Source organism: Sphingomonas sp. BL-S-29 (assembly GCF_055521495.1).
This window is the reverse complement of the sequence record NZ_CM145482.1, coordinates 882504-905015: the sequence shown is the minus strand read 5'-3', so window position 1 is coordinate 905015 and position 22512 is coordinate 882504. Positions and strand designations below refer to the sequence as shown.

The following is a 22512-nucleotide window of genomic DNA, read 5'->3' as shown; positions in this document are numbered from 1 at the left end:
CCGCTAAACGCGGATCAGGTCGAGCGGGTTATCCTTGCGCGTATCCTTCAGGGTGAGCGCAGTGATGAGCGAGACCGCGCAGATCGCGGTCACATACCAATAGAAATAGCTCTCATGGCCGGCTTGCTTGAGCGCGAGCGCGATATTCTCGGCAGTACCGCCGAACAGGGCGTTGCCGACGCCATAGGCCAGGCCGACGCCGAGGGCGCGCACATGGATCGGAAACATCTCAGCTTTGAACAGGCCGCTCACTGAGGTGTAGAAGCTGTTGATTGTCAGGCCTGCGAGAACAAGCAAGAACGCCATTGCCGGGCTCTGCACCGTAGCCAGCGCGGCCAGGATCGGCACCGTGAACAACGTCGCCAAACTTGCGAAGATGATGATGTTGTTTCTGCGCCCGATCTTGTCCGACAGCAGGCCCATGATCGGCTGAAGGATCATGAACACGATGAGCACGCCGGTCATAATGACCGTAGCGGTTTCCTTCGTCATGCCGACAGTCAGGACCAGATACTTCTGCATGTAGGTCGTGAAAGTATAGAAAGCGAGGCTTCCGCCAGCGGTCAGGCCCATGACCGTGAGGAAGGCGCGGCCGTTGCGCGTGAACAACTCAGTCAGACTGCCCGCGGTGGCGCTGCGATCCGCCGGAGTCGACGTCTCATGCATGTGATGACGAAACAACAGAATCGTTCCGGCTCCGAATGCCCCCAAGATGAATGCGATACGCCATCCATAGGACTTCATCGCGTCGTCGGGCAGGACCTGCTGCAACATGAGGATGACCAGGGTGGCGCACAGCTGCCCACCGATCAGAGTCACATATTGGAAAGACGACCAGAAACCGCGGCGTCCCTTGCCGGCAATTTCGCTCAGGTAGGTGGCGGCCGTGCCGTATTGTCCACCGGTCGAGAAGCCTTGGAGCATGCGACCCAGCAACAGCAAAGCCGGGGCAGCTACCCCGATCGCCGCATAGGTGGGAAGGACACCGATCAATAGCGACCCAACGCCCATCATCAGCACGGAGGCGACCATCGCCGCCTGGCGCCCGTGCCGATCGGCATAGCGGCCAAAATACCAGCCGCCGATCGGGCGCATCAAGAATCCCACCGCGAATATCCCGCTTGTCGCCATGATCTGGACCAGAGGATCGCTCTTGGGAAAGAATTCCGACGAGAAGTAGAGCGCAGTAAAGGCGTAGACGTAGAAGTCGTACCACTCGATCAGGTTGCCGGCAGACCCTGCCAAGATCGCGCGGAGCCGATGCCCGTCGGACAGCATGGTGGCTGGGCTGGGCTCTGAATGGAGAGCATCGGGCGTCGACAGCATTGCTTGATCCTGACTTTCACATTGCATCCGCAACGGGCTTCGGCCCGCGACACCGCCAACGTCCGACATCCACCCCAAGGCGCGGGGCGACGGAATCGTACGGCAGCCTCTTCATTCGCCCGGGAACGGGTCGATGAGCACAACCCCGCCAAGAGTCACCCTCACCGGTGCGACGTCCTACCGGGCCTTGAACTCCACTGTCTGGCCAAGAGGAGACCCCTTCTGGGGTTCCGGCAGCAAAAGGGTGACCAGGCTTTGCACCGATGTGCCGTTGTTCAAATTGCTGTGAACGACCCCTGTGGGGATGACGACGAGCGAGTTGGCGTTCGCCTCATAGGTCTTCATGCCATATTGGAGGGTCATCGTCCCCTTGCGGACGAAATAGACCTGGTCGAACGGGTGAAGGTGCCGCTCCGTGCGACCGCCGCCCGGCAACACGTCGTTGAGGCGCTCCAGAACATGCTCGGACCCGCTGGCGCGATCCGCCAACACGCGCTCGTTCAGGGATTCGTGTCCGGTGCCTCCGGCAAGCGCGCCGAGTGTCGGTGCCGCGCGGACATATTGGGCGGCATTCTCGATTTTTCGCGCGACGGCCGGCTTCATCATCGACGCGAGATCCGCGGAAGGAGCCGGCGTGATGACCTCAAGGCTGACCGCCACCTCGCCACTAGAATTCCAGACCCGGTGAGGAATGCCCGCGGGGACGAGTATCAGCGTCTCGGGTTTCGCGGCAAACTTGTCAGTCCCGAGCTGGACGTCAAGAACGCCCGACAGCACGAGATAGCCATGATCGACAGGTAGCGTGTACAGGCCCTTCGGGGCGCCTGCAGGCGCGATGCGTGTGTAAAGGACGTAAGCGCTTTCGAGTCCTGAGGACGGGCTGGCGAGGATCTCGCTGGAAATCGAACCTTTGAACGGCGACAAGTCTATTGTTCGAACCGGCCCTCGATGAGGGCTTTGATGAAACGGCCCACTATCAGTCGCTTTGCTCTGCGCGTGCGCGGCAATACAGGGCGTCGCGGCCCCCAGGAAGGCAAGGGTCGCGACGAAGGTAGAGAATGCCGTCATGAGGTAGTCCCCTGGGATTTAATCCGTTGCGCATTTCCGCTGCCCACACGCGGCTGTGCCCCGTTCGAGCAGCTATAATTTGCGGCATCGTTGCTGCTCCCGCTTCCCTTCCACATTGGGATTTTCGGATAGGCACAGATCGGGCGGGTCATATCGACCGCGGTCGTCTTTGGATCGACCCGGGAGCCGATGAAATGTTCCGGCGCGACGCCCTGTTCGACCCACCGCTCCAGCGAAAGCATCGTGTCATATTCGGCGTCCGCCTTCAGCGGCCGCTGGCCATTCTGACCGAAAACATTAGGCCCGTCGCCGCCGCTGCAATGCCCCATGCCAGCCACCATGAAGAGACGGTAGAATTGCCGTATCTGCTCGGCCGCGGCCTGCTGCGTCAGGCCCTTGCGCCTGGCCTGGCCAGCTACAACTCCCTCGTAGAATTTGATGGCCTCTAGCGACGGAATGTTGGGGTCGTCCCAACCATGATATTGAATGATCTTTCCGCCGGCCGCCCTGAACGGCTCGAGATTGCGCGACCGAACGTTCCAACTCGAATCCAGCGACTCGCCGGCCACGATCTTTCGCTGCGTGGCCAGATAGTCCCTGTCGAAGTCGAAGGTCAGATACTTCTGCTGACTGAGATATTCCGGGTCCGCGTAGACAATCATGCTCATGAACGTCGCCCAGGGCCGGTCGGCCGCGGCCGGGTTCTTCTTGCCCGTGAAATATTTGTCCCACCCGAGCTCGGTACCAAGGGTCAGACCGGCGAACAGGGATTGTCCCGTCCGCGGATTGACCGGACCCTGATAGATCTTGTCGAAGATCGCCACCTGCGCCGGCGTCAGGCAGGTCGCGACATCCTGTCCGGGCGTGCACTGCAGCGTCGCCGGTTTGAACGTGCAAATTCTCGGATCGGTCAGGAACGGATCGGTAGCGAGACCGCCATCCTTGCCCGCACATTGCCGAAGGATTGCGTCGTGAACGAGCGACATCTGGATCGGCTTGAGCGCGTCTGCCGGGCTGGCGAGCGACGCCGCCAGCGTGTTCCACATCGCACCCATTTCCTGGCCCAGATGATCGGGCGTCGCGTTGCCGACGACATACCCGTCAAAGTCCTTCGGGAAACGAAGTAGCTCGTTGAGTCCCTGAATACCCCCTGCCGAACAGCCAGTGTAATAGGAGTGGGTCGGGCCCTTGCCGTAATAGGCCGCGACGATCTTCTTGGCCGCGAGGGTCGAAAGATGTTCGGCGCGATAGGCGTAGTCGACCACTTTCTCGGGATGCCCGAGCGCCCAGCTGGCATCCTCGGTTGCGCCGGCGGGAGTGTTGGTGTGACCAAGGTCAGTGGTCATGGTGGCATAGCCGCGGTTAAAGCCGGACAGCATGGCACGGTGGTTGAGCGCGCCAGAAAAGCCGCCATTGCCGACAGCCTGAAATTTGCCGTTCCAGCTGGGCTGGGTGGGTAGCCAGACCTCGAATTGGATATGCGAGTCCTTGGTCGGCGCGATGAAGCCGCTCACCCGACAAAAGGGAAGCGCACTCGCGGTCTTGGGCAGAATCGCCGCGATGACCGAGGGCGAGTCGATCGTTTCAGCATCGGTAATCGTGACGCCGGCCGTCCGAAACTGTTTCAAATTCTCGCACGGCGTCGCCGCAGATGCCGGGCCCGAGAAGAGCAAAGATAAGGCCATGCTGCTCGACAGCAGAATGATATGCTTCAGCTTCATCTTGGCCTCCAAAGTGCGCGAGCGAAATTCATTTTGCGGCGTTCGCGGGCTTGGCCGCCGCTTCGAGAGCGCTCACCTCTGCTGCCGACCGGAATTGGAAGCGGGCGACCTTGTTTGACTGGTCGCACGGAAGCCAGGCCTCCCCCTTCACGTCGTCGAAGCTCATGTGCCGCGAGCCGCAGCCATGGCTGGGAAGGCGATACATGCTCCACGCACCGGTCGACGGTACGAACTTCCAGATCGCATCCACGAGAGAGGTGTCGACCCAGACATTATGCTGTTTATCGACCGTCGTCTTGTAGGGGTGCACCTGAATGGGCAGGCGATGATAGGTTACCGTGTGCGTGCGGATGTTGATCTCGGCGAGATTTGATTGAGCCCAGTTTGGCACCCAGACTGTGTCGCCGTTCTTGTCCGCAGAAAGGCGCCGCGGCATATTCGCATAGGGTAGCGGGGAGGCCGAGTTCGCGCCCCATGTTCCACCGCCGACCGAGTCGTAAAAGGCGAGATCGGCGGGCGTGGCCAGCGCCTTGCGCGCGTCATAGTCGGGATCGCGCATGTCGAACTCGACGACCTTTCCGGTCTTCATGTTCCGAGTGGCGACATTGTCTACATAGCTCTCCGACCACCACACATTGTCCTCGGCATCCGTTGAAATGCCGTAGGTCGTGCCGTCGCCCGGAGTCAGTTGCTGGTACAGGTGCCAGCCTGGATACATGACACCTTTCTTGTTCTGTTCAGCGGGATCGAACATCAGGGTCCCGTAGCGACCGTTGATAAAAGCACGTCCCTTCGAATCCGCATCGGTCGAGTTGACCATGCTGCCCATGACCCTGGGCAAAGTGAACAGGCTGAACTCCTCAGTCTTCGGATTCAGCCGCACCAAGTTCGAGCCGTCATGCATCCAAAGATTGCCCGTTGGATCTGGGCTCGCGATCTGTTCGAAGAAGAGGAGCTTTCCCTTCGGGTCGGTAACTCGGTAGGCCGCCATATCCCCGGTTTTCGGATCAAGCTTGATCAGGGTTCGATTGGACTCGAAGGTAGTCCTGGCCTGGGTGATCCACGCCGTGCCGGACGCGTCAGCGATCACGTCGTGAATGCCGACGATCCCATGCATCCCGGTAGAAGGCCCGAGCATCCAGTCAGTCCCGGTGTACCAGGAGGGCTCGTTCTCTCGCTCCTTGACCGGTAACTCGTATTCAGTGACTACGACGCGCGCGCCGTCTCCCGTCACGGGGCTGAGGGGCTTGAGCGTGAGCGGCCTGGAATCGGGGCCGCGCACGTCGCTCAGATATTTTGCCAGCTCAGCACGATGATGGCGGATGATCTGCCCCTGCCAGCGCATTTGCGCGGCCTGGAGTTCACCGGGGCGATAGCCATTGTAGAACGAGTTCTCCATGGACTTGACGATCGCGTTCCAGCCGGGCTCGTCGAACTTGTTCTGCAGGACAACGTCCAGGCTGTGGCAACCGGTGCAGGCGACATACATCACCTGCTTCATGCGGCGATGATCAGCGTTGTCGTCCGGCAGCGAATTGAACCATTCATAGCCTGTGAGCTGCGCCCCGAAATCGGCCAGAGTCTGCAGGGTGAGGTCGCTCCTCGTCGTCCGGGAGCCGTCCAGCACAAGGTCCGCCCGACGCGTCGCGTAGCCGACAGTTTGGGCCCAGAGCTTGTAGGTACCAGCGGTCAGACGAGGAAACACGTAGACGCCGCGCTCGTCGGTATAGACCGAAGTCGTCATCGTCTGATCGGTCGAGCGCGCGGATACCGCGACACCAGGCAATGGCTTACCGGCAGCGTCCTTCACGACGCCGAGGATCCCAGGCGCTCCAGGCGCGACTGCGCCTTCGCCATGAACCGCCGCGATGCCGACAAAGCAGGCGATCGATATGCCCAGGAGCGCAGTTGAAGCTGACTTGATCATGATTGGCCTCGATTGCGGTTGCAGCTAGTCGTCGTTGCTCAGGGGCCGTGCGGCCCCTCCATCAAGCTGAGTTTGGGTCGGCTTCTGATCGGACTTTACGGTCTTCAGGAACCCGATCAGGTCGTTTACCTGTTGAGGCTGCAAGGTGTGCGCGAAGCCGGGCATGCGGTCCGTCCCCGTGAGGACAAAGGCCGTGACGCCTTCCTCGGTCAACTTCTCGACGGTTTCGGCGCCAAGCCACGGACCCATGGTATGATAGCTGGGCTGGCCGACGCCATCATGACAATAGGCGCAACGCTGGAGAAACAATGCCCGCCCGCGATAAGCATCGTCCGGCAGAACGGGCGCGGCCAGCAACTGCTTCCGGTCATAGACACGCTTGGTGACGGTGACCTTGTCCGGCGCTGCCTGGACGGGTGGCTCAATCGGCGCTTGGGAATGCGCCCGCGCGACAATGATGAGAGCAAAGATCGCTCCCGATCCGGCCAGTTTTGCGAAAGTCATCTGTCCAATATCCTTTCAGATATCTTGTTTGAGATGATGTCTATTATTGCCAACTATTCGGCCTTCGGGAATTTGATGTCGAGATACACGACTGGCTGATCGATCTGGATCCAGCGATGCGCGACCCCCGCCGGGATCAAGATAACATCACCGCCACTCACTCTTTGCTGACGGCCGCCTTCGATGCTTGTGCCCGCCTTGTCCCCCTGCGCAGCCCTTCTGGCGGCGGAAGCCTTGGCTGCCTGGATCTGTGCCGGCGTCGGTTCGGGCGCTGGGGCGCCGTTAACGAAGATCGCCTTGTGCGTCGCAGAATCGTTCGAGATGTTGCCGGTAATGGTTCCGCCGGTTTCTAGGATGCCAGACCCTTGCTTCACGACGAAGACCTCGCTCCAAATGCCATGGGCATGGGGCTGGTCGGGTTCGCTCAACCGGATGAACGCCGTGCTGAACGTCGTTGCCTCGAAGAGTCGCTTGCTGAAGCTGCTGGGCTTGCCCGTGTCCTTTGCGGCGGGAACGCTTTGCATGATGGCCTGGAGTTCGCCCTCGCCGATGTAGAGCGAGGCATCCTTCGGCGCCTTGGGCGCGGTCGATTGGCCCGAAGCGGCGGCGCCCGTTGCGAGGAGAAGCAGAAGGGTCAGAATCGATCGCATAAATCTCTCTTTCGAATTCCTGTTGCCCCAAGGGCATCGTGCATGCGCGTTGCTTCGAGTCCGCCGGTCAGAGCTTGAACAGGCGCTTCAGATTGCCGCGAAGGATGAGATCGCGATCCTGATCGTTGAAGTTGGCCTGATCGATGATGGAGTGCGGTTGCTCCATCAGCTGATTGCCCGGCCCGAACATATTGTCGCTGCCGAGCACGATGCGATCCGATCCGACTACCTCGGCGAGAAAGCGAAGGGACACCGGCCAATAGGTGAGCGAGTCATAATAGAAGCGGCGCAGATATTCGCCCAGCGGCCGCTTCAGCCTGCCTCGGCTTTCGAGCCTGCCGGCGGCGTAAGGCAGGGCACCGCCCGCACACCCGATGATCGGTGTCAGGTTGGGATATTTGTCGAGCGTCCCGGAGACAATGAGTTTGGACATGGTCACCGCCACCTCAAGCGAATTGCCGAGCGAGTTCGTCAGGCCGGGAAAGCGCTGTGCGGTCGCATTGGCCCCCGGTTCGATGCCCGAATATTCGTCGGCGAGCCTGTGACCGGCGAACCAGTTGGGCTCGCCGTCCAGCGGGTGAAGGAAGATCGGCAAACCGAGCGCTTCGATCCGGGCCAGCACCGGCGCGAAGGCCGGCTCGAACAGATATTCGCGGCCGGCCAGAGACGTCGGCAGATGGACACAGACCATACCCGGCTTGCCCGCGACACGGTTCAGCTCGGCCAGTGATCCGACGGGGTCGCTGCAGTTCAGTTCGATGCCTGCCAGGAAGCGGTCGGGAAATGCCGCGTGCACCTGCATCGCCGCATCGTTGGTAACGCGGGATATATGGGCGCCCTGTTCGGGCGTGACCCAGACCCACGGCCTGAATCCACCCAGCGTGAGCACCAGCGTCTGAACGCCGTGCTCATCCATCCATTTGCGACGGCGATCCATGTCGTGATTGATCGGATCGAGGAAATCGGGCTGCCCCAGCTCGGCCTTTGCCTTCAGATAAGGCTCCGGAGCCCAATGCGTATGCATGTCGATCGAGATCGGCGGGCCCTTGCGCTGCGGTAGCGATGTGGGCTTCGGCGTGTAAGTCGCAGCATAGCTTTCGGTGCCGGCGTAGCTCTTCGCGCTCTGCGCGGCCGAGGCTTTCCCTGCGCCCAGTGTGCCGGCCACCGTGGCCGCCGCGCCGCCCATGAGAAAGTTTCTTCTGCTGGTCATTGCCTGATCACCCTTCAATGTCGTTTGATCGAACCGCTGTCCGGCGCAGCCCTGTTCGGTATGAGCGGAAGGCGAGGCACCGTCGAACCTCGCCTCTCCGCCTCAGTCGCGAGCCTGTTAGAACCGCACCCGGACGCCAGCTGTGAAATATCGCCCGATGATGTCGTCGCCTGGAACGAAGGTGCCATTTCCTGCCGTGCTCGCGAACGGGGCCGCGAGCTTGTCGAACAGGTTCTGTACGGTGAGGAAAGCCTCGAAGTTCGTGCCGCCGGTCTCAAACTTGTAGCTTGTGTTGAGATCGACGACCGTGTTCGACGGGATCTTGTCACCGATAAAGACAACCGCCGGATCGGCATTGCGGGAAAGCGAGCTGCGCCAGCGGATCTGCGTTCCGAGGTTGAAGCCGCCGGTTGAATAGTTCGCGACGAAGCTGATCTTTTCGCGCGGCAGCGCCACCGCGTTCGTCGTACCCGGCGGCACTCCGGCGACGCCGGCCGAGTTAACCAGCGGCTGGCCCGGGAACAGCTTGGATTTGTAAAAGGGCTGATAGGAACCCAGGAAGCGCAGGTTGAGCCGCGACTCTTGGCCCAGCATCACCGTGTAGTTGGCCTCGAGATCGACCCCGCGCAGATGAGTCGTCGCGATGTTCTGCGGCTGCGCGAGAACAAGGGTCGGATAGTTCGCCGCGGTTCGGTTGCTGAAGGGAAGCGGCCGAATATAAAGGGCGCAGACGTCGGCTGTGCCGTTGCTGGCTTCGCAGACACCCTGGGTCGCGGCGCTCAGGCCGCTTACCAGTGAAATCGCGTCGCTCACGTCGATGTCGTAGTAATCAACGGCGATCGAAAACCGCGGCAACACGCTCGGTTTGAAGACCACGCCTATGGTCGTTGTGTAGGCCACTTCAGGCGTGAGATTTGGGTTGCCGAGCGTCCGCGCCGGCACGGTGGTCGTGACACCGGTATGAACGTCGGCGAAGTTGGACTGGTTCTGCGAGAGCGGCTGGTAGAGGTCGAACAGAGTCGGCGCCCGAATGTCTCGCGACCGCGTTCCACGGAACGCCAGGTCGTCAACGACCTTCCAGGTGAGCCCCAGCTTGTAGGTCGTGGCGTTTCCGCTGACGCTATAGTTGGCAAAGCGAACTGCGCCGTTCAGCTCGAGCGATTTTGCGAGGAACACGTCCTTGAGCACCGGCACGGTCGCTTCCAGGGCCCCCTCGACGATCGTTTCCTTGGCCCGCATGTCGGCAGTGACGTTTCCGCCCCAAAGAACCGACGTGGCCGTGCAATTGAAGCGCAAGCCAGTGCAGATGAGCGGATCGGTCGGCTGGGCATTGCTCTTGTTGGTCAGCCTGATCTTGCGCGCCTCTCCGCTGAGCGCGACGGTCACGGGGCCTGCCCAGGTATCGAAGATGCGACCGCTCACATTGGCGCCGACATCGTCCATATGGTTCTGAAGGGTGTATTCGGTGAGCTTGCGATAATAGGAAACCAGCGCTGGGTTCGCTGCTGTTGGCCCGAACGGATTGACCGGGACGCATCCCGGATAAAGCCCCGGATTGGTCAGCGTGACGCTGCAGACGATGTTCCCGGTTACCGGATCGCGAACGGCATCAAGCGCCGCATATTGCAGGCCGTTGTTGTTGTTGCCGTTGTACTCGACATGCTGCGAGCTCTTGGCATGAGTGTAATAGACATCCCATTTCAGGTCGCCGGTCAGGTTACCCTTCAGCCCTGCCGTGATGTTGTAGTTGTACGTCGTCGCCTTGATCGTGGAGGGTGGCTGATCGACGAAGAGCTTGCCGAACGAAAACGTCGGCAATCCGTTGACCAACGGCGCCCCCGGGCCGCTCGCCGCCGCCTGCTGGGCGGGAGTAAGGAACGCGTTGTTCGCCGAGAAAATATTCGGATTCACGCTCGGATACTGGTTGGCCTGGCCGTTTACCGCGCGCGCATAACTGACCTGTACGAAGCCCTGAAGGTCGTTCGTGAAGTCGTAATCGGCACGGCCGAAAGCCTGGTGCGTCCTCAGATACGAGGCCAGCGTTATGCCCTTCTGCCACGTTCCGTCACCACCGCTCTGCGTGCCCGCGGTCCCGGTTGCGACGCCGGGTACGAATGGTGAAAGCACGCCGTTTGCGGCAAACTGCATACCGGCAAGCGGCCCCGTGCGGATCAACCCGCCATAGCTCTGATTGCTGTTTCGGAAGCTGTTGAAAACCCGGTAGGGGTTCGCGACCGTTCCGGCACCGCCCAGCCCGACTGGGTCGGCCGTCGCCGGGCGTGCTCCCTTGTCGTCGATGCCGTCGGAATTGTAATATTCGTAGCTGCCTTCGAGATGCAGCTTCCCCCCGGCCAGCGATGTGCCCGCCGCAATGCCAAACTTCTGCGATCCATCGTCACCGCGCGACGATACGCCGGCCTGCGCCTGCAGTCGTACGCCTTGGAACCGGTTGTCGATCACGAAATTGACGACACCGGTCACGGCATCCGAACCATAGACTGCGGAGGCGCCGCCCGTCACTACATCGACCTGCTTCACCAGCATCTGCGGGATCGTGTTGGTATCGACCGTACCGTTCGCGGCTGTCGCGGGAACGCGGCGTCCGTCCTGGAGGATAAGGGTCCGGATGATTCCCAGGCCGCGCAGGTTGAGGAAATTGCCCGACGCATTAGTCGTCGCGTTGCCCAGGTTCGCGCTGCTCGATGAACCAGTAAAGACGGGCAGCTTGTTAAGCGCATCCGGGATATTCGATGGGGTCGTGGCGGCAAGTTCGGCGGTCGTCACGACAGTCACAGGTGTCGGCTGGTCGTTGCCGTTCGTGGCGGTCCTCGACCCAGTAACGACGATCTCCTGCTCCTTGCCCGCATCCGACTCCGGTTCAGCGGCAACTGGGCCGGCCTGGTCTCCGGCAGCCGCGGGCGGCGGGGTCTCCTGGGCCATTGCCTCGCTGCCCATGATGGGAGCCATCAACGCCCAGACCATCACGCTCGAGGTCAACCGCACACGGATTTTTTTGCCAGAAGACGCCATTCTCTATCCCCTCAACCGGGCGCTTTTTTCGGGGCGCCTTACGAACATACATTAAGTGGGGATGCCGGGACCGGCCATGGCGGAACGTGAAAAACTATTGGACTTTTCGTCAGGTTCGGGCCGACATGACCCCTATTCGATCAGCGAGATGTGCAAATGTGCCCGCAAATCGCACAGCGCGAGTGAGAATCGTTGGCCGAGTCGGCAGGCGCAAATCAGCAGCAGCGACCGTACCGGATTTCAGCGACGCTGGTGTCAGTGCCGCGTGAGCGGCGCTCCTATTGCGGGGGAGAAGAGGGTGGAGAAGCCTGCTTTCGTCGGTAGGCCGTCGGCGCCTGCTTGACCGATTTCGTGAAAAACCTCGAAAAATAGGCTGCGTCCGAAAAGCCGAGCCAGTCGGAGATCTCCGACACATTCATCGCCGTGTAGGCGAGGCAACGCTTCGCTTCGGCCAGAACGCGATCGTGCAGCATCGAGATTGGGGATACACCGGCGATGGAGTTGCAGGCGAGCCTGAGTTGCGAGACGCTTACGCCCAGTTCACTGGCGATGTCAGCGACCGGGGGTTGCTCTCGAAAACGACGCTCGACGATCTGCCGGAACCGGGCAACCAGTTCGGAGCGCTTGCCCTGCGTCGCATGACCGGCCTTCGACTCTTTCGGCCAATGGCGCAGCATAGCCAGGACGAGCGATAACAGACGAATCTCTGCACCGACGGCGCTGCCCTCGCGTGTGTCCTGAAGCTCCAGCGAAAGCGCATCGACTTCAGCCGAAAGGAGAGGAAGCACGGCCTCATCGAGATCGAAGACGCCAGGATCCTGGAAAATGGGCGCAAGGACTGGCGCACGTACCAGCAGATCGGCGAGGTAGTTGTTCTCGATCGTCAGAACCCAGCCGCCAGCGTCTTCCTCGTAGCAAAAACCGTGGATGCGATTTGGCGGCACCACCATCACGCTGCCGCGGGCGAATGGGTGATTTTCGCCTTCCACCGACATCTCGCCACCGCCCTGCTCACATATCACCATCTGAGTGAATCTCGGGTGGGTGTGTGGCGCGATCACCAGCCCGCTTTCGCGGCTCCGACGATCGAGCGGCTCGAGATTGACGAACCAGTCCGGCCGGGCGGTCGCATCGCCATACAGGATGTAGCGCGGCACGGTCGTCGCGCTGACGCTCCCGACATCGATGCCCGCGTTGAGCGAAAAGTCCATTCCTTTGTCAGTTTCCGCCATCGACCTGCCCTACAGGAATGCGCAAACTAGCTCAACCGGCAGGAAGGGCACAACGCTCGACGACCTGCGCTGGGAGGGGATCTGGGATGCGGGCGGTACTTTCATTCCTCGTACTGCAATTTGCCATAGTCGCGGCGCACCCCGTTCTGGCGGCGCCGCTGGCGACGGTCACGCCTATTGCTTCGTGCGCAAGCCTGCGCGGCATCGACCCCAGCGTAGCAGGCTATCCGGCCGAGATCAGCGATGCCGCCGAGGTCACCGAGAAGAATCTGACGATGTGTCGCGTGCGGGGATATGTCTCGCCGCAGATCCAGTTCGAAGTCCGGATGCCAGTTGCCGGGTGGACGCAGCGCTATTTGCAGACCGGCTGCGGCGGTCTGTGCGGAAACCTGACCATCCGTTCCCCGCAGCGAGCCTGTCCGGCACTGACAAGGGGCGAGTTCGTGACCGCGTCGACCGATATGGGTCACAGCGGCAAGGGTGGAAGCTGGGGTGCGTCGGACATGCAGCTCCGCGTCGATTTCGCTTATCGTGGCGTGCATGCCACGGCACTGATCGCGAAAGAGCTTATCCGGCGCTACTATGGGCAGGCGCCACGCTGGTCCTATTTCTCCGGATGCTCGGACGGCGGTCGCGAGGCGCTGATGGAAGCGCAACGCTATCCGGCCGATTTCGACGGCATCGCCGCAGGCGCGCCCGCCCTGAATTTCCTCGTACAGAACAGCTTCTATCACGGCTGGAATGCACGCACCCAGCTGAGGACCGGCCGCGGCGCAGGTGGCCCCGGCGCGCCGCTGAAAAGCGGCGACCTCCCGATCCTGCACGCGGCAGCGCTTGCTGCATGCGATGCAAATGACGGCCTGAGGGACGGATTGATCTCCAATCCTCTCCAATGCCGTTTCGATGCCCATGCCGCTCAATGTCGCGACGGCAGCACAGCCAGCTGTCTCTCTCGCGCGGCGGCGGACGCCGCGGCGGAAATCTATCGGGGAGCGCATGATGCCGCCGGGCGAAAGCTCGTCGTCGGTGCGCTCATGCCCGGCTCCGAACTTTCCTGGTCGAAGGTTTTTGTGCCCGCCGAGGCGCATGGCCCGATCCTGAGTGCAATATTCGCGAGCGACACAATTCGGTCGCTCGCTTTCCCCAAACCCGCAGCGCCGGATTGGACGCTGGAGAATTTTCCCTTCACGACGGCGACAATGGACGCGCTGCTGCCGATGCACGCGCTCTACGATGCGACAGATCCCGATCTTGGACCGTTCGCCGCGCGCAGCGGAAAGCTGCTGATCTGGCATGGCTGGTCGGACCCCCACATCTCCCCGGTCAACTCGATCGCCTATGCCCAGGCGGTGGAAAACCATATGGGGGTGACCGCCGCCAGCGCCTTTCTGCGTCTCTTCATCGTTCCAGGCATGTATCATTGCAGCGATGGGGACGGACTCACGAGCATCGACGTCCTGACCCCGCTAATGGCGTGGACCGAGGACGGCCAGGCGCCCGACCGTATCGTCGCCTCGCGTAACGAGGCCGATTTCGTCGCGGGCAAGGGCCGGACGATATTTCCGTGGCCGGCAATGGCAGTGCTCAAGCGCGGCGCCGATCCCGAATTGCCGCAGAGCTGGGCGCGCGCAAAGCAGACTGCTGCACCGAAGACCTATTTTGACGATTGGGCGGGTGCCGCCTATTTCAAGACCGGCTTCCGGCAGGACTGCGGCTTCGACGGGCTCGCCTTTTCCTGCAAGGCAGCGCGATGAACAGGGCGACAGCCTCGGAGCCAATCAGTGAGGCGCTACCGGGATCACGCATCGATAACCGGAAGGATCATGACGTCGGAGCCAGGCTGTGCCGCGCGTCAGGTGGCTCCGTGCTTTTCCAGTGGTCAGCGCAGACACGCGCCGACCCTTCCCTTCCTTCCAATTGATCGGACCAATTCGCATGGCACGCATTATCGGGGGCATTGGGACCTCGCACACCCCGACAATCGGGTTCGCGCTTGATGCCGGCAAGCAGGACGATCCGGCCTGGGCACCGATCTTCGCCGCTTATGCTCCCCTCAAGGCGTGGCTGGCGGAGCGGCGTCCCGACGTGGTGTTCCTCATCTATAATGATCATGTCACGTCTTTCTTTTTCGACCATTATTCGGCGTTCGCGCTGGGCGTCGGTGACAAGCATGCCTGCGCAGATGAGGGTGGCGGAGCCCGCCTCCTGCCGGCGATCGACGGCCATCCCGAGCTGGCAGCCCATATCGGCGGAAAGCTGATGGCGGACGAGTTCGACATGTCCTTCTTCCAACGCAGGTCGCTCGACCATGGCTGCTTCTCCCCGTTGAGCTTGCTTTTCGACCATGACCCCGATTGGCCCGTTAAGCTGGTGCCTCTTGCGGTAGGCGTGCTTCAGAATCCGGTTCCGAGTGCGCGCCGATGCTGGAAGCTCGGATCGTCGCTGCGTGCCGCCATCGAAAGCTATCCGGACGACATTTCGGTCGCCATCATTGCGACGGGAGGTCTGTCGCATCAGGTTCACGGGGCCCGGGCCGGATTCAACGATCCCGCCTGGGACGAGCAGTTCATCGATCTCTTCCTCGACGATCCGGAGACGCTTGCGCGGATGAGTCAGGCGGAACTGGCCATGCGTGGCGGCTGGGAGAGTTCCGAGGTCGTAATGTGGCTCATCATGCGCGCAGCACTGTCGGCGAGGCCCGAAGTCCTTTCCCGCAACTATTATCTTCCGTCGATGACGGGCATCGCAACGCTCCTGCTCGAGAACCGGGCCGGACATGCCGGCCTGAGACCGCTCGAACAACTGGATCCGGGCGCCCTGGCCCTGCCCGCCAGCCAGCCCTTTACGCTTGGGCTCAGCGTCAAGAACTACGATCTCAACCGATTCTTGCACCGCATGGTGGAGCCCGACCATCGTTCTGCCTTCCTGGCCAACGAAGATGCAAGTCTCGCCGCGTCCGGGCTCGAGCCGAGCGATCAGGCACTGATCCGCAACCGGGACTGGACCGGTCTCATCGGGCGCGGCGCCATCTTCTTCGGCCTCGAGAAGCTCGCCGCCGTGCTCGGGCTACCCAACGCCGTGGTCTACGCCGGCATGCGGGGGGAGACGCTCGAGGAATTCCAGGCAAGCCGGAATGCACCGGGAGCCTTGTACTCTGTCGGCAGGAAGCTCGGGCCTACGACCGGCCAGTAGCATGCATGACGGGACCGCGACCCGCTGCCCCTGCAAACGAAGGACGGAATGTGAACGAAGATCCCCGGTCGATCATAGCGCGCGAGCCGATGCACACGCGCCAGATCCTGGCAATTGGCATCGCCACGGCACTAAACGCGCTCGACGGATTCGACGTCCTTTCGATCTCGTTTGCATCGCCGGGGATCGCCACCCAGTGGGGCGTCGATCGTGCAGCCCTCGGAATCGTGCTTTCGATAGAGCTGATCGGCATGGCAATCGGCGCCTTTGCACTGGGCACGATGGCTGACCGTATCGGACGGCGGCCGACCATTCTCGCCTGTCTCGTCATCATGGCAAGCGGCATGGGACTAGCCTCGATCGCCAACAGCGTTGTGATGCTTTCGGCCCTGCGGCTCTATACTGGACTCGGCATCGGCGGCATGCTCGCCGCCACCAACGCAATCGTCGCCGAATGTTCCAACAGCCGCCGGCGCAACCTGGCTGTCGCCATCATGGCAGGGGGCTATCCGGTCGGTGCGATCATCGGCGGATCGATTGCCTCGGCCCTTCTGTCCACCACTGGTCGATGGCAGTCGATCTTCGAGTTCGGCGCGCTCGCTACGGCCGCCTTCGTACCGTTCGTCATCTGGCTCGTCCCCGAAACCATCGCGTTTCTTTGCGACCGGCAACCTGCGGGGGCCCTGGAGAAGGTGAATGGTACATTGGTCAGGCAGGGGCGCCAGGCGCTCGACAGCCTCCCGCTGCGCGACGACAGCGTACCGCGTGCAAGCATCGCGGAGGCCCTCGCCCCGGGGATGGTGTCCACGACTCTCCTGCTGACGCTGGCCTATTTCAGCCACATCATGACATTCTACTTCCTCATGAAATGGATCCCGAAGATCGTCGTCGATCTCGGCTATGCAGCGAGCTCGGCTGGCGGAGTCCTCGTATGGGCGAATGTCGGCGGCGCGACCGGATCCCTCGTTCTCAGCCTCCTGACGCAGCGGTTCGGGGTTCGGCAGCTGGTGATCGGAGCGATGATCGGAGGGGTCATCGCCGTCGCCAGCTTCGGGCAAGGCCTCGGCACTCTCATGGCGCTGTCAATCGGCGCCGCAGTCGCGGGCTTCTTCACCAACGGCGCCACGGCGGGGCTCTATGCGATCTTCGCCCAGTCCTTTCCGGCGCGCCTGCGGGCGGGCGGTACTGGTCTTGTTATCGGCGTTGGCCGGGGCGGCGCAGCACTTGGTCCCATCCTCGCCGGATTCCTGTTCTCGGCGGGGTGGCCGCTGTCGTGGGTCGCACCTGTCATGGCCAGCGGCTGCCTCCTTGCGGCCTTCGCGCTGACCTTCGTGCGCATGCGGGGAGAGTCGGTGGCCTGATCAGGCGCCGTCCTTCGGTACCATTCAGTTATCGGCCCGCCGTCCGACTCGTGGCAACCTCTTCATTGGTCGCGGATGCCAGAGGAGCCTGGAGCAGACGATCGCGCGCGCTTACCCGACCCCAAGCCAAAGCGCTTTGCTACGGGAGACGTCATGCGAATTCTGCATCGATCTTGGCGCTCGCCCTGACAGTACTCGCCCCTCCTGCCACTGCGCAAAAAAGCTTCGGCGGTGACCGCGAACGCCGCGCCGCTCGTCATCTCCAACCACATTCTTGCCATCCAGGGAGTGGTAGATGCCTTAGGGCATATCAGCGTTCGATCGATCGCCAACCCGGACCACATCCTCATCGCGCGGTCCCTGGCGCCCGAACTGATAATGGAGTCCGACATCATCGAGATCGACGAACGAACCTGCGAGCCGGTGAAGGTAGACGGGCCGAAGACCTATCTCGAGCGCTTTATCCATTGTGCCGTCTATGACGCGTGGCCCGCCGTGCAATCGGTCCATGTGAGCGGATTCGTGGGCGCCGGACGCCCTTGTTCAACATCCGCGACGCTACCGGCCAGGCTACGGACATGCTTATCCGAAATCCGTCGCTCGGGGGACGCGCTTGCGCCCATGCTGGGCCATCGGACCGTGATCCTGATGCGGGGACATGGCGCGACGATTGTCCGCCCGTCGAGCGAGCCGGCAGTCGACCGCCGTCCATGCGGAGAAAATCGCTATCCTGCAGACGGAGGCAAGGCGGCTCGGAAACGTCACCTATCTGGGCCCCGCCAAGGCGCAAAACGCTGCAGTCACGAACGACCGTCAGATCGGCCGCCCCTTGGCCATCTGAACGGCCCGGGTTCGGGGTGCCGGCGCAGCGGGTCCGCGCGCGATCGATACCGCGATCTTTAGTTCGGGCGCTGGCATCAGGGCGCAGCACCGCCTCAAACCTTCTGATCGTCGACGCGGTAAAACATCGGATTGCGCATCCAGTCGACCACGGCGGACTCTCGCCATCCAACACAGCGGGCGGCGATCCGTACCTGCGCGGGGAAGGTCCCCTGTTCGACCTTGCGATAGAGTGTAGAGCGGCTGAGGCCTGTACGGTCGAGGACGGTCGTCAAGCGAAGGATGCGGTCGGGAGTATCGGTCATGGCGTGATCCTGTGTGCGTCGGTCTGGCTCCCCGCGAACAGGTTTGGGATTCGCGCCAAAGGCGCAAGTGGGGTGGCGCGACTTGACGCCAACAGGCGCGCTCTGGCGCGCAAAGACATGCCTTGGCGTAGGTTCGATTTTAAGGCTTGAATCCCAAGGCGTCTCACGCCTTCGGCGTGACCGCGCTCTACGCCGTTGCACGGCGCCGAGTCGCTCTTCGTGCGTCTCGGTCCATTCGGGTGACGATCACTGACGCTGGATCGACCGGGTCGATCGAGGCCGGCGGGCGCCGGCCAAGCGGAACGCGGATCAATGGAGCGCGCACTGGCGATTCTTGCGAAGCCGCCAGGGGTCGCAGCGCCTTTGTTTTGCCGCGTCGCACACTCGATCCGGCCGGAGGACGCGGCGGCGGCTGGCCCACAGGCCCGCGCGCACGCCACCGCGCCGGACGGCCGGATTCGAGGGTGCTCTTTTGATCGGCCCTGTGGGGCCGGGCGGCGCTGCGCGCTGGTGATGCTGCGGTCGCCGCGCCGGGCGCGGCGGCGTTTTGCCTCCGGCACTCGAACTGGCGGGGTGGGCGTCGCTTCCCTCTAGTCCCGCAGCGGCGCGCAGCAACCCGAGGCAAGCTCGGGTGCGGCACTTCGTTGGCCCCTTCGGGTGCAACCCGCCGCTCTTGCGGGACTGCCGGTCCGCTCCTGCCGCCCACCCCGCCATTCCGGCGCCGGTTGCGGTGTTTGAGAAGGAGCGAGGCAGTGAAGAAAGAAGTTCAGGTGCAGCGTCCGGTCACCAATCTTTATGCTGAGGTCACGGACCGGATCATCGCGGAGCTGGAGGCGGGGCGGCTGCCATGGGTCCAGCCTTGGGGCAATACGGGGGCGGATGTGGGCATGCCCTGCAATGCCGGGACGGGGCGGCGCTACTCGGGTGTGAACGTCCTTACTCTCTGGGTTGCGGTGATGAGGGGCGGCTATTCGTCGCAGCGCTGGCTTACCTATCGGCAGGCGCAGGCTTTGGGCGGCAATGTCCGGAAGGGAGAGGTCGGGACCAGTGTCTGTTACGCGGATCGGTTTACGCCGAAGGATCGCGATGAGGGCGAGCGGGACGGCGAGGACGCGCGGCATGTTGCCTTTCTCAAGCGCTTTACGGTCTTCAATGTCGATCAGTGCGAAGGGCTGGGTCCGGACCTTGCCGGGGCGCCGGTTGCGTTGCCCGAGGATCAGATCGTGCCGGTGGCCGATGACCTGATCGCGGCGAGCGGCGTGGACTTACGGGTCGGCGGATTGGAAGCCTTCTACGTGCCGTCCGAGGATCTTGTCGTGGTGCCGCCGCGGCGGGCCTATTTCGACGAGATCAACGCGTACCGGACGTGGTTGCATGAGCTGGTCCATGCGACCGGACATGCATCACGGCTTGGGCGGGACCTGACCAGTCCGTTCGGGTCGGCGGGCTATGCGCGGGAGGAGCTGATCGCCGAGATGGGATCGGCGTTCCTGTGCGCATCGCTTGGGATCGTGCCGACCGTTCGGCATGCCGATTATATTGGGGCTTGGCTCGACGTTCTACGGGAGGATAGCCGCGCGATCTTCCGCGCGGCGAGCGCTGCAAGCAAGGCGGCCGACTGGCTACTCGAGCGGCATGCCAGCGCCTGTCGCGACTATGCGCAGGAGGAAGCGGCATGATGCGCCGGGCACGCGAGGCTGCCGAGCTTGTGCGACTGGCGGCGGCGATCGATACGCTGCCGATGGCGGAGCGCGCGGTCTATCTGCTGGGGGCCGTGGATGGTCTCGACTATCCACGCATCGGCTTCCGGCTTGGCCTGTCGGTCGAGGAGGTGGAGCGGCTTACCGCCAGCGCGGTGCTTGCCGTCAGTCTCGCCCTCGATGGCCGATGAGCAGCAGAAACCTCAGGAATGAACGCGCTTTTCCGACGGTGCCCGGCTTTCCGGCTGGGCATCGCCGGATCGATCCGGCTAGGATGAATGGCAATGCGTACCGACCTCGACCACCTGCCCGCCTCCAAGCAGCGCGAACTCGCGCACATCGTGCGCGTGCTGTTCGAGGAATTCGCGGACTCTACCGCGCGGGCGACCTCGCCCTGGAAGAAGAACGGGCGCATCCTGAAGATCGTCCTGTACGGGTCCTATGCGCGTGGCGGCTGGGTCGATGATCCGATCGGCGGCTATCAGTCAGACTACGACATTCTGGTCGTGGTCGACGAGGAGCGGCTGACGGACGTGGTGGACTATTGGTCCTCCGCTGATGACCGGCTGATGCGCGATATGACGATCAATGGCGCGCTCAGCGCGCCGGTCAATTTCATCGTTCACAGCCTCAAGGATGTGAATAAGCAGCTTGAGCAGGGGCGGCCGTTCTTCATCGACATCGTCGAGCAGGGGATCGCGCTTTACGAGGCTGAAGGGTTCCCGTTCGCGAGCCCGCGGAAGCTTCCGCCGGAGAAGGCGCGGGCCGAGGCGCAGAAGTATTTCGACACGTGGTTCTCGGCCGCTTCCGAGTTCCTCGGCACGGCGCAGTATGCTGTTACCCAAGGCTGGAGTAACAGGGCTGCGTTCCTATTTCACCAAGCAACCGAGCAGCTCTATCACTGCACTATGCTGGTGCTCACCCTCTACAGCCCGAAGTCGCACAAGCTAAACTTCCTACGCTCGCATTCCGAGGAAATCGCGCCGTCGCTGATTGGCGCATGGCCGCGCGACGACAAGTTCAGCCGCCGCTGTTTCGAACTGTTGAGGCAGGCCTACGTCAACGCCCGCTACTCAGCGGAGTACAAGATTACAGACGAAGAGCTCGACTGGCTGAGCATGCACGTGGTTGAGTTGCAAACGCTCGTGAGAACAGTCAGCGAGGCGCGGCTCGCGCCGTCCGGTCGGTGACCGAACGGCGCTCGCCAGTCAGGCCTTTTTCGGACGACCAACGCCACGCTTGGTAGAGGGCGCCGCTGTGGTAGCGGCCTTCGCTTGCCGGCCTTTCTGGCCAAGCCCGATCTTCTTCGCCATCTCGCGACGCGCGGCCGAATAATTCTCGGCGACCATCGGGTAATCGGCCTTGAGATTGTAGCGCTCGCGATACTGCTCAGGCGTCAGTCCGTGGCCGGACAGATGACGCCGGAGAGTCTTGTACGGCTTGCCGTCGATCATCGAGATGATGTGATCTTTCGACGACAGTGATTTGCGCGCTCCGACAGCTGGAACATATTCTTCCTGGGGCGCCGACTCTTCCCCCGCCTGTGCCGTGGAAGATCCTTGCGCCAATTCCGTCACGGTCGCGTGCATCTTTTCCAGGAACGCCGGCACGTCGTCAGCGGAAGCGCGGTTATTGGGATTGCCGAGCCACGCGATGGTGAGTTCGGTCGCGAGCTCGACGGCGTTTGGAGTATCTTCGTCAGACATGGAGATTCCGATCATTGGAATGGCGGCCACCTTGTGGTGCCGCTTGAATTCATCCCCCCGGAAGCACTCGCCATGTCGTGCGCGGCGCTAATAGGCAATATCAAACACACAGTTCAGGGCGCGGCTGGCTCTTTGAATCCGCGTTTCCCGCGCCGGCGCCACAGTGTGAGTGCTTGCTCGCGCGCGTCCGTTCGAAGCGTCGCGCTTGCCTCAATCAGGATTCCGAAGATCACGGCGCGATCGTCGTCGGTCAGCTCGATCAGCCCGGCCTTCGCAATCAATCCGCCCAACTCGATGAAGTGGCGCGTTCGTTCACGGCGTTTCACAACCCAGGCCCGCGTATCAGTCCGTGCCCGTTTGAGGTCGAGGCGGTGTCGTGCCGCTGTCGCCCGACGGAGTGCTGCCCTGGTTACCACGAGCATCGTCAGCTGTGTTACTCGCGCTCTGAAAGAAGGCGGCACCGCGCTTGCTCCAGCTCTCCTTTGCCGCAGCATCCTTGTTCGCTACTCCCGCGAGCAGAAGTCCGGCGAGTTGCTCGACCGAAAGTGCATCGGCACCCGTTGCGATGACCAGTTCGCCGAGTTGATGAACCTTGCGCTCTTTGAGTTGCCTCGCCTTCTCAGTGAGAGCTTTCAGTTCCGAGTCAAAGTCCCGGGGTTTACGCATGAGATGTCTCCGATTGAGCGTCGAAGGCAATCCAGTTAGTGAGGGGATCGATCAGCGTAAACAGTGTGGAATGA

General features: G+C 62.3%; 20 protein-coding genes. 7 read left to right on the top strand and 13 right to left on the bottom strand.

Annotation, left to right across the window (positions count from 1 at the left end):
• Positions 1-3: 3 nt before the first annotated feature.
• The 9 genes from ACZ1I2_RS04380 to ACZ1I2_RS04340 all read right to left on the bottom strand — a co-directional run bounded on the left by ACZ1I2_RS04380 (position 4) and on the right by ACZ1I2_RS04340 (position 12668).
• Positions 4-1326: an MFS family transporter gene (locus ACZ1I2_RS04380; RefSeq protein ID WP_465175011.1), complete on the bottom strand. Its 1323-nt coding sequence runs from the start codon at positions 1324-1326 to the stop codon at positions 4-6.
• Between the two features lie 177 nt (positions 1327-1503).
• A complete protein-coding gene (locus tag ACZ1I2_RS04375) occupies positions 1504-2394 on the bottom strand; it encodes a cupin domain-containing protein (protein WP_465175012.1) in 891 nt (296 codons plus the stop codon).
• Entirely contained in the window at positions 2391-4115 is a 1725-nt protein-coding gene (locus tag ACZ1I2_RS04370) for a tannase/feruloyl esterase family alpha/beta hydrolase (protein WP_465175013.1), read from the bottom strand. The genes ACZ1I2_RS04375 and ACZ1I2_RS04370 overlap by 4 nt, the downstream gene beginning before the upstream one ends.
• A 28-nt stretch (positions 4116-4143) precedes the next feature.
• On the bottom strand, positions 4144-6042 hold the full coding sequence (locus tag ACZ1I2_RS04365) for a carboxypeptidase regulatory-like domain-containing protein (RefSeq protein WP_465175014.1): 1899 nt from the start codon (positions 6040-6042) through the stop codon (positions 4144-4146).
• A 24-nt stretch (positions 6043-6066) separates the two neighbouring features.
• Positions 6067-6546, bottom strand: coding sequence for a c-type cytochrome (locus ACZ1I2_RS04360; RefSeq protein WP_465175015.1), 480 nt, complete (start codon positions 6544-6546; stop codon positions 6067-6069).
• Between the two features lie 53 nt (positions 6547-6599).
• Positions 6600-7196 (bottom strand): hypothetical protein, encoded by a 597-nt coding sequence (locus ACZ1I2_RS04355; protein ID WP_465175016.1) that lies wholly within the window; start codon positions 7194-7196, stop codon positions 6600-6602.
• 67 nt (positions 7197-7263) lie between these two features.
• The gene (locus tag ACZ1I2_RS04350) at positions 7264-8406 is read right to left on the bottom strand and encodes an amidohydrolase family protein (RefSeq protein WP_465175017.1); all 1143 of its coding nucleotides are present in this window, start codon (positions 8404-8406) and stop codon (positions 7264-7266) included.
• A 117-nt stretch (positions 8407-8523) separates the two neighbouring features.
• The gene (locus ACZ1I2_RS04345; protein WP_465175018.1) at positions 8524-11436 is read right to left on the bottom strand and encodes a TonB-dependent receptor plug domain-containing protein; all 2913 of its coding nucleotides are present in this window, start codon (positions 11434-11436) and stop codon (positions 8524-8526) included.
• 278 nt (positions 11437-11714) lie between these two features.
• Positions 11715-12668 carry a helix-turn-helix domain-containing protein gene (locus ACZ1I2_RS04340; protein ID WP_465175019.1) on the bottom strand — a complete coding sequence of 318 codons (954 nt, stop codon included), beginning with the start codon at positions 12666-12668 and terminating at the stop codon, positions 11715-11717.
• Positions 12669-12754: 86 nt separating this feature from the next.
• Here ACZ1I2_RS04340 and ACZ1I2_RS04335 point away from each other — a divergent pair, with 86 nt between their 5' ends.
• The 4 genes from ACZ1I2_RS04335 to ACZ1I2_RS04320 all read left to right on the top strand — a co-directional run bounded on the left by ACZ1I2_RS04335 (position 12755) and on the right by ACZ1I2_RS04320 (position 18124).
• Positions 12755-14422: a tannase/feruloyl esterase family alpha/beta hydrolase gene (locus ACZ1I2_RS04335; protein ID WP_465175020.1), complete on the top strand. Its 1668-nt coding sequence runs from the start codon at positions 12755-12757 to the stop codon at positions 14420-14422.
• 181 nt (positions 14423-14603) lie between these two features.
• On the top strand, positions 14604-15860 hold the full coding sequence (locus ACZ1I2_RS04330; RefSeq protein ID WP_465175021.1) for a gallate dioxygenase: 1257 nt from the start codon (positions 14604-14606) through the stop codon (positions 15858-15860).
• Positions 15861-15910: 50 nt separating this feature from the next.
• Positions 15911-17221 (top strand): MFS transporter, encoded by a 1311-nt coding sequence (locus ACZ1I2_RS04325; RefSeq protein WP_465175022.1) that lies wholly within the window; start codon positions 15911-15913, stop codon positions 17219-17221.
• 231 nt (positions 17222-17452) lie between these two features.
• Positions 17453-18124, top strand: a complete 672-nt coding sequence (locus ACZ1I2_RS04320) for a class II aldolase/adducin family protein (protein WP_465175023.1) — start codon at positions 17453-17455, stop codon at positions 18122-18124.
• A gap of 32 nt (positions 18125-18156) precedes the next feature.
• On the opposite strand, the gene ACZ1I2_RS04315 is transcribed toward ACZ1I2_RS04320, so the two are convergent.
• Entirely contained in the window at positions 18157-18366 is a 210-nt protein-coding gene (locus ACZ1I2_RS04315) for a helix-turn-helix transcriptional regulator (RefSeq protein WP_465175024.1), read from the bottom strand.
• A 752-nt stretch (positions 18367-19118) separates the two neighbouring features.
• Between ACZ1I2_RS04315 and ACZ1I2_RS04310 the strand changes: the two genes are divergently transcribed.
• The 3 genes from ACZ1I2_RS04310 (at position 19119) to ACZ1I2_RS04300 (ending at position 21256) form a co-directional block, all read left to right on the top strand.
• Positions 19119-20045, top strand: a complete 927-nt coding sequence (locus tag ACZ1I2_RS04310; RefSeq protein ID WP_465175025.1) for an ArdC family protein — start codon at positions 19119-19121, stop codon at positions 20043-20045.
• Positions 20042-20257 (top strand): sigma factor-like helix-turn-helix DNA-binding protein, encoded by a 216-nt coding sequence (locus ACZ1I2_RS04305; RefSeq protein WP_465175026.1) that lies wholly within the window; start codon positions 20042-20044, stop codon positions 20255-20257. The genes ACZ1I2_RS04310 and ACZ1I2_RS04305 overlap by 4 nt, the downstream gene beginning before the upstream one ends.
• A gap of 93 nt (positions 20258-20350) precedes the next feature.
• A complete protein-coding gene (locus ACZ1I2_RS04300; RefSeq protein WP_465175027.1) occupies positions 20351-21256 on the top strand; it encodes a HEPN domain-containing protein in 906 nt (301 codons plus the stop codon).
• Positions 21257-21274: 18 nt separating this feature from the next.
• Here the strand turns inward: ACZ1I2_RS04300 and ACZ1I2_RS04295 are convergent, their stop codons facing one another.
• The 3 genes from ACZ1I2_RS04295 to ACZ1I2_RS04285 form a co-directional block, all read right to left on the bottom strand.
• Positions 21275-21772: a Ros/MucR family transcriptional regulator gene (locus ACZ1I2_RS04295; RefSeq protein WP_465175028.1), complete on the bottom strand. Its 498-nt coding sequence runs from the start codon at positions 21770-21772 to the stop codon at positions 21275-21277.
• Positions 21773-21885: 113 nt separating this feature from the next.
• Positions 21886-22098: a conjugal transfer protein TraD gene (locus tag ACZ1I2_RS04290; RefSeq protein ID WP_465175029.1), complete on the bottom strand. Its 213-nt coding sequence runs from the start codon at positions 22096-22098 to the stop codon at positions 21886-21888.
• A gap of 16 nt (positions 22099-22114) precedes the next feature.
• Positions 22115-22438: a conjugal transfer protein TraD gene (locus ACZ1I2_RS04285; protein ID WP_465175030.1), complete on the bottom strand. Its 324-nt coding sequence runs from the start codon at positions 22436-22438 to the stop codon at positions 22115-22117.
• Positions 22439-22512 lie beyond the last annotated feature (74 nt).

Bases quoted from the DNA above. Each gene is read 5' to 3' on its own strand.
- ACZ1I2_RS04380 (WP_465175011.1), bottom strand. From the start codon at position 1,326: ATGCTGTCGACGCCCGATGCTCTCCATTCAGAGCCCAGCCCAGCCACC.
- ACZ1I2_RS04375 (WP_465175012.1), bottom strand. From the start codon at position 2,394: ATGACGGCATTCTCTACCTTCGTCGCGACCCTTGCCTTCCTGGGGGCC.
- ACZ1I2_RS04370 (WP_465175013.1), bottom strand. From the start codon at position 4,115: ATGAAGCTGAAGCATATCATTCTGCTGTCGAGCAGCATGGCCTTATCT.
- ACZ1I2_RS04365 (WP_465175014.1), bottom strand. From the start codon at position 6,042: ATGATCAAGTCAGCTTCAACTGCGCTCCTGGGCATATCGATCGCCTGC.
- ACZ1I2_RS04360 (WP_465175015.1), bottom strand. From the start codon at position 6,546: ATGACTTTCGCAAAACTGGCCGGATCGGGAGCGATCTTTGCTCTCATC.
- ACZ1I2_RS04355 (WP_465175016.1), bottom strand. From the start codon at position 7,196: ATGCGATCGATTCTGACCCTTCTGCTTCTCCTCGCAACGGGCGCCGCC.
- ACZ1I2_RS04350 (WP_465175017.1), bottom strand. From the start codon at position 8,406: ATGACCAGCAGAAGAAACTTTCTCATGGGCGGCGCGGCGGCCACGGTG.
- ACZ1I2_RS04345 (WP_465175018.1), bottom strand. From the start codon at position 11,436: ATGGCGTCTTCTGGCAAAAAAATCCGTGTGCGGTTGACCTCGAGCGTG.
- ACZ1I2_RS04340 (WP_465175019.1), bottom strand. From the start codon at position 12,668: ATGGCGGAAACTGACAAAGGAATGGACTTTTCGCTCAACGCGGGCATC.
- ACZ1I2_RS04335 (WP_465175020.1), top strand. From the start codon at position 12,755: ATGCGGGCGGTACTTTCATTCCTCGTACTGCAATTTGCCATAGTCGCG.
- ACZ1I2_RS04330 (WP_465175021.1), top strand. From the start codon at position 14,604: ATGGCACGCATTATCGGGGGCATTGGGACCTCGCACACCCCGACAATC.
- ACZ1I2_RS04315 (WP_465175024.1), bottom strand. From the start codon at position 18,366: ATGACCGATACTCCCGACCGCATCCTTCGCTTGACGACCGTCCTCGAC.
- ACZ1I2_RS04305 (WP_465175026.1), top strand. From the start codon at position 20,042: ATGATGCGCCGGGCACGCGAGGCTGCCGAGCTTGTGCGACTGGCGGCG.
- ACZ1I2_RS04300 (WP_465175027.1), top strand. From the start codon at position 20,351: ATGCGTACCGACCTCGACCACCTGCCCGCCTCCAAGCAGCGCGAACTC.
- ACZ1I2_RS04295 (WP_465175028.1), bottom strand. From the start codon at position 21,772: ATGTCTGACGAAGATACTCCAAACGCCGTCGAGCTCGCGACCGAACTC.
- ACZ1I2_RS04285 (WP_465175030.1), bottom strand. From the start codon at position 22,438: ATGCGTAAACCCCGGGACTTTGACTCGGAACTGAAAGCTCTCACTGAG.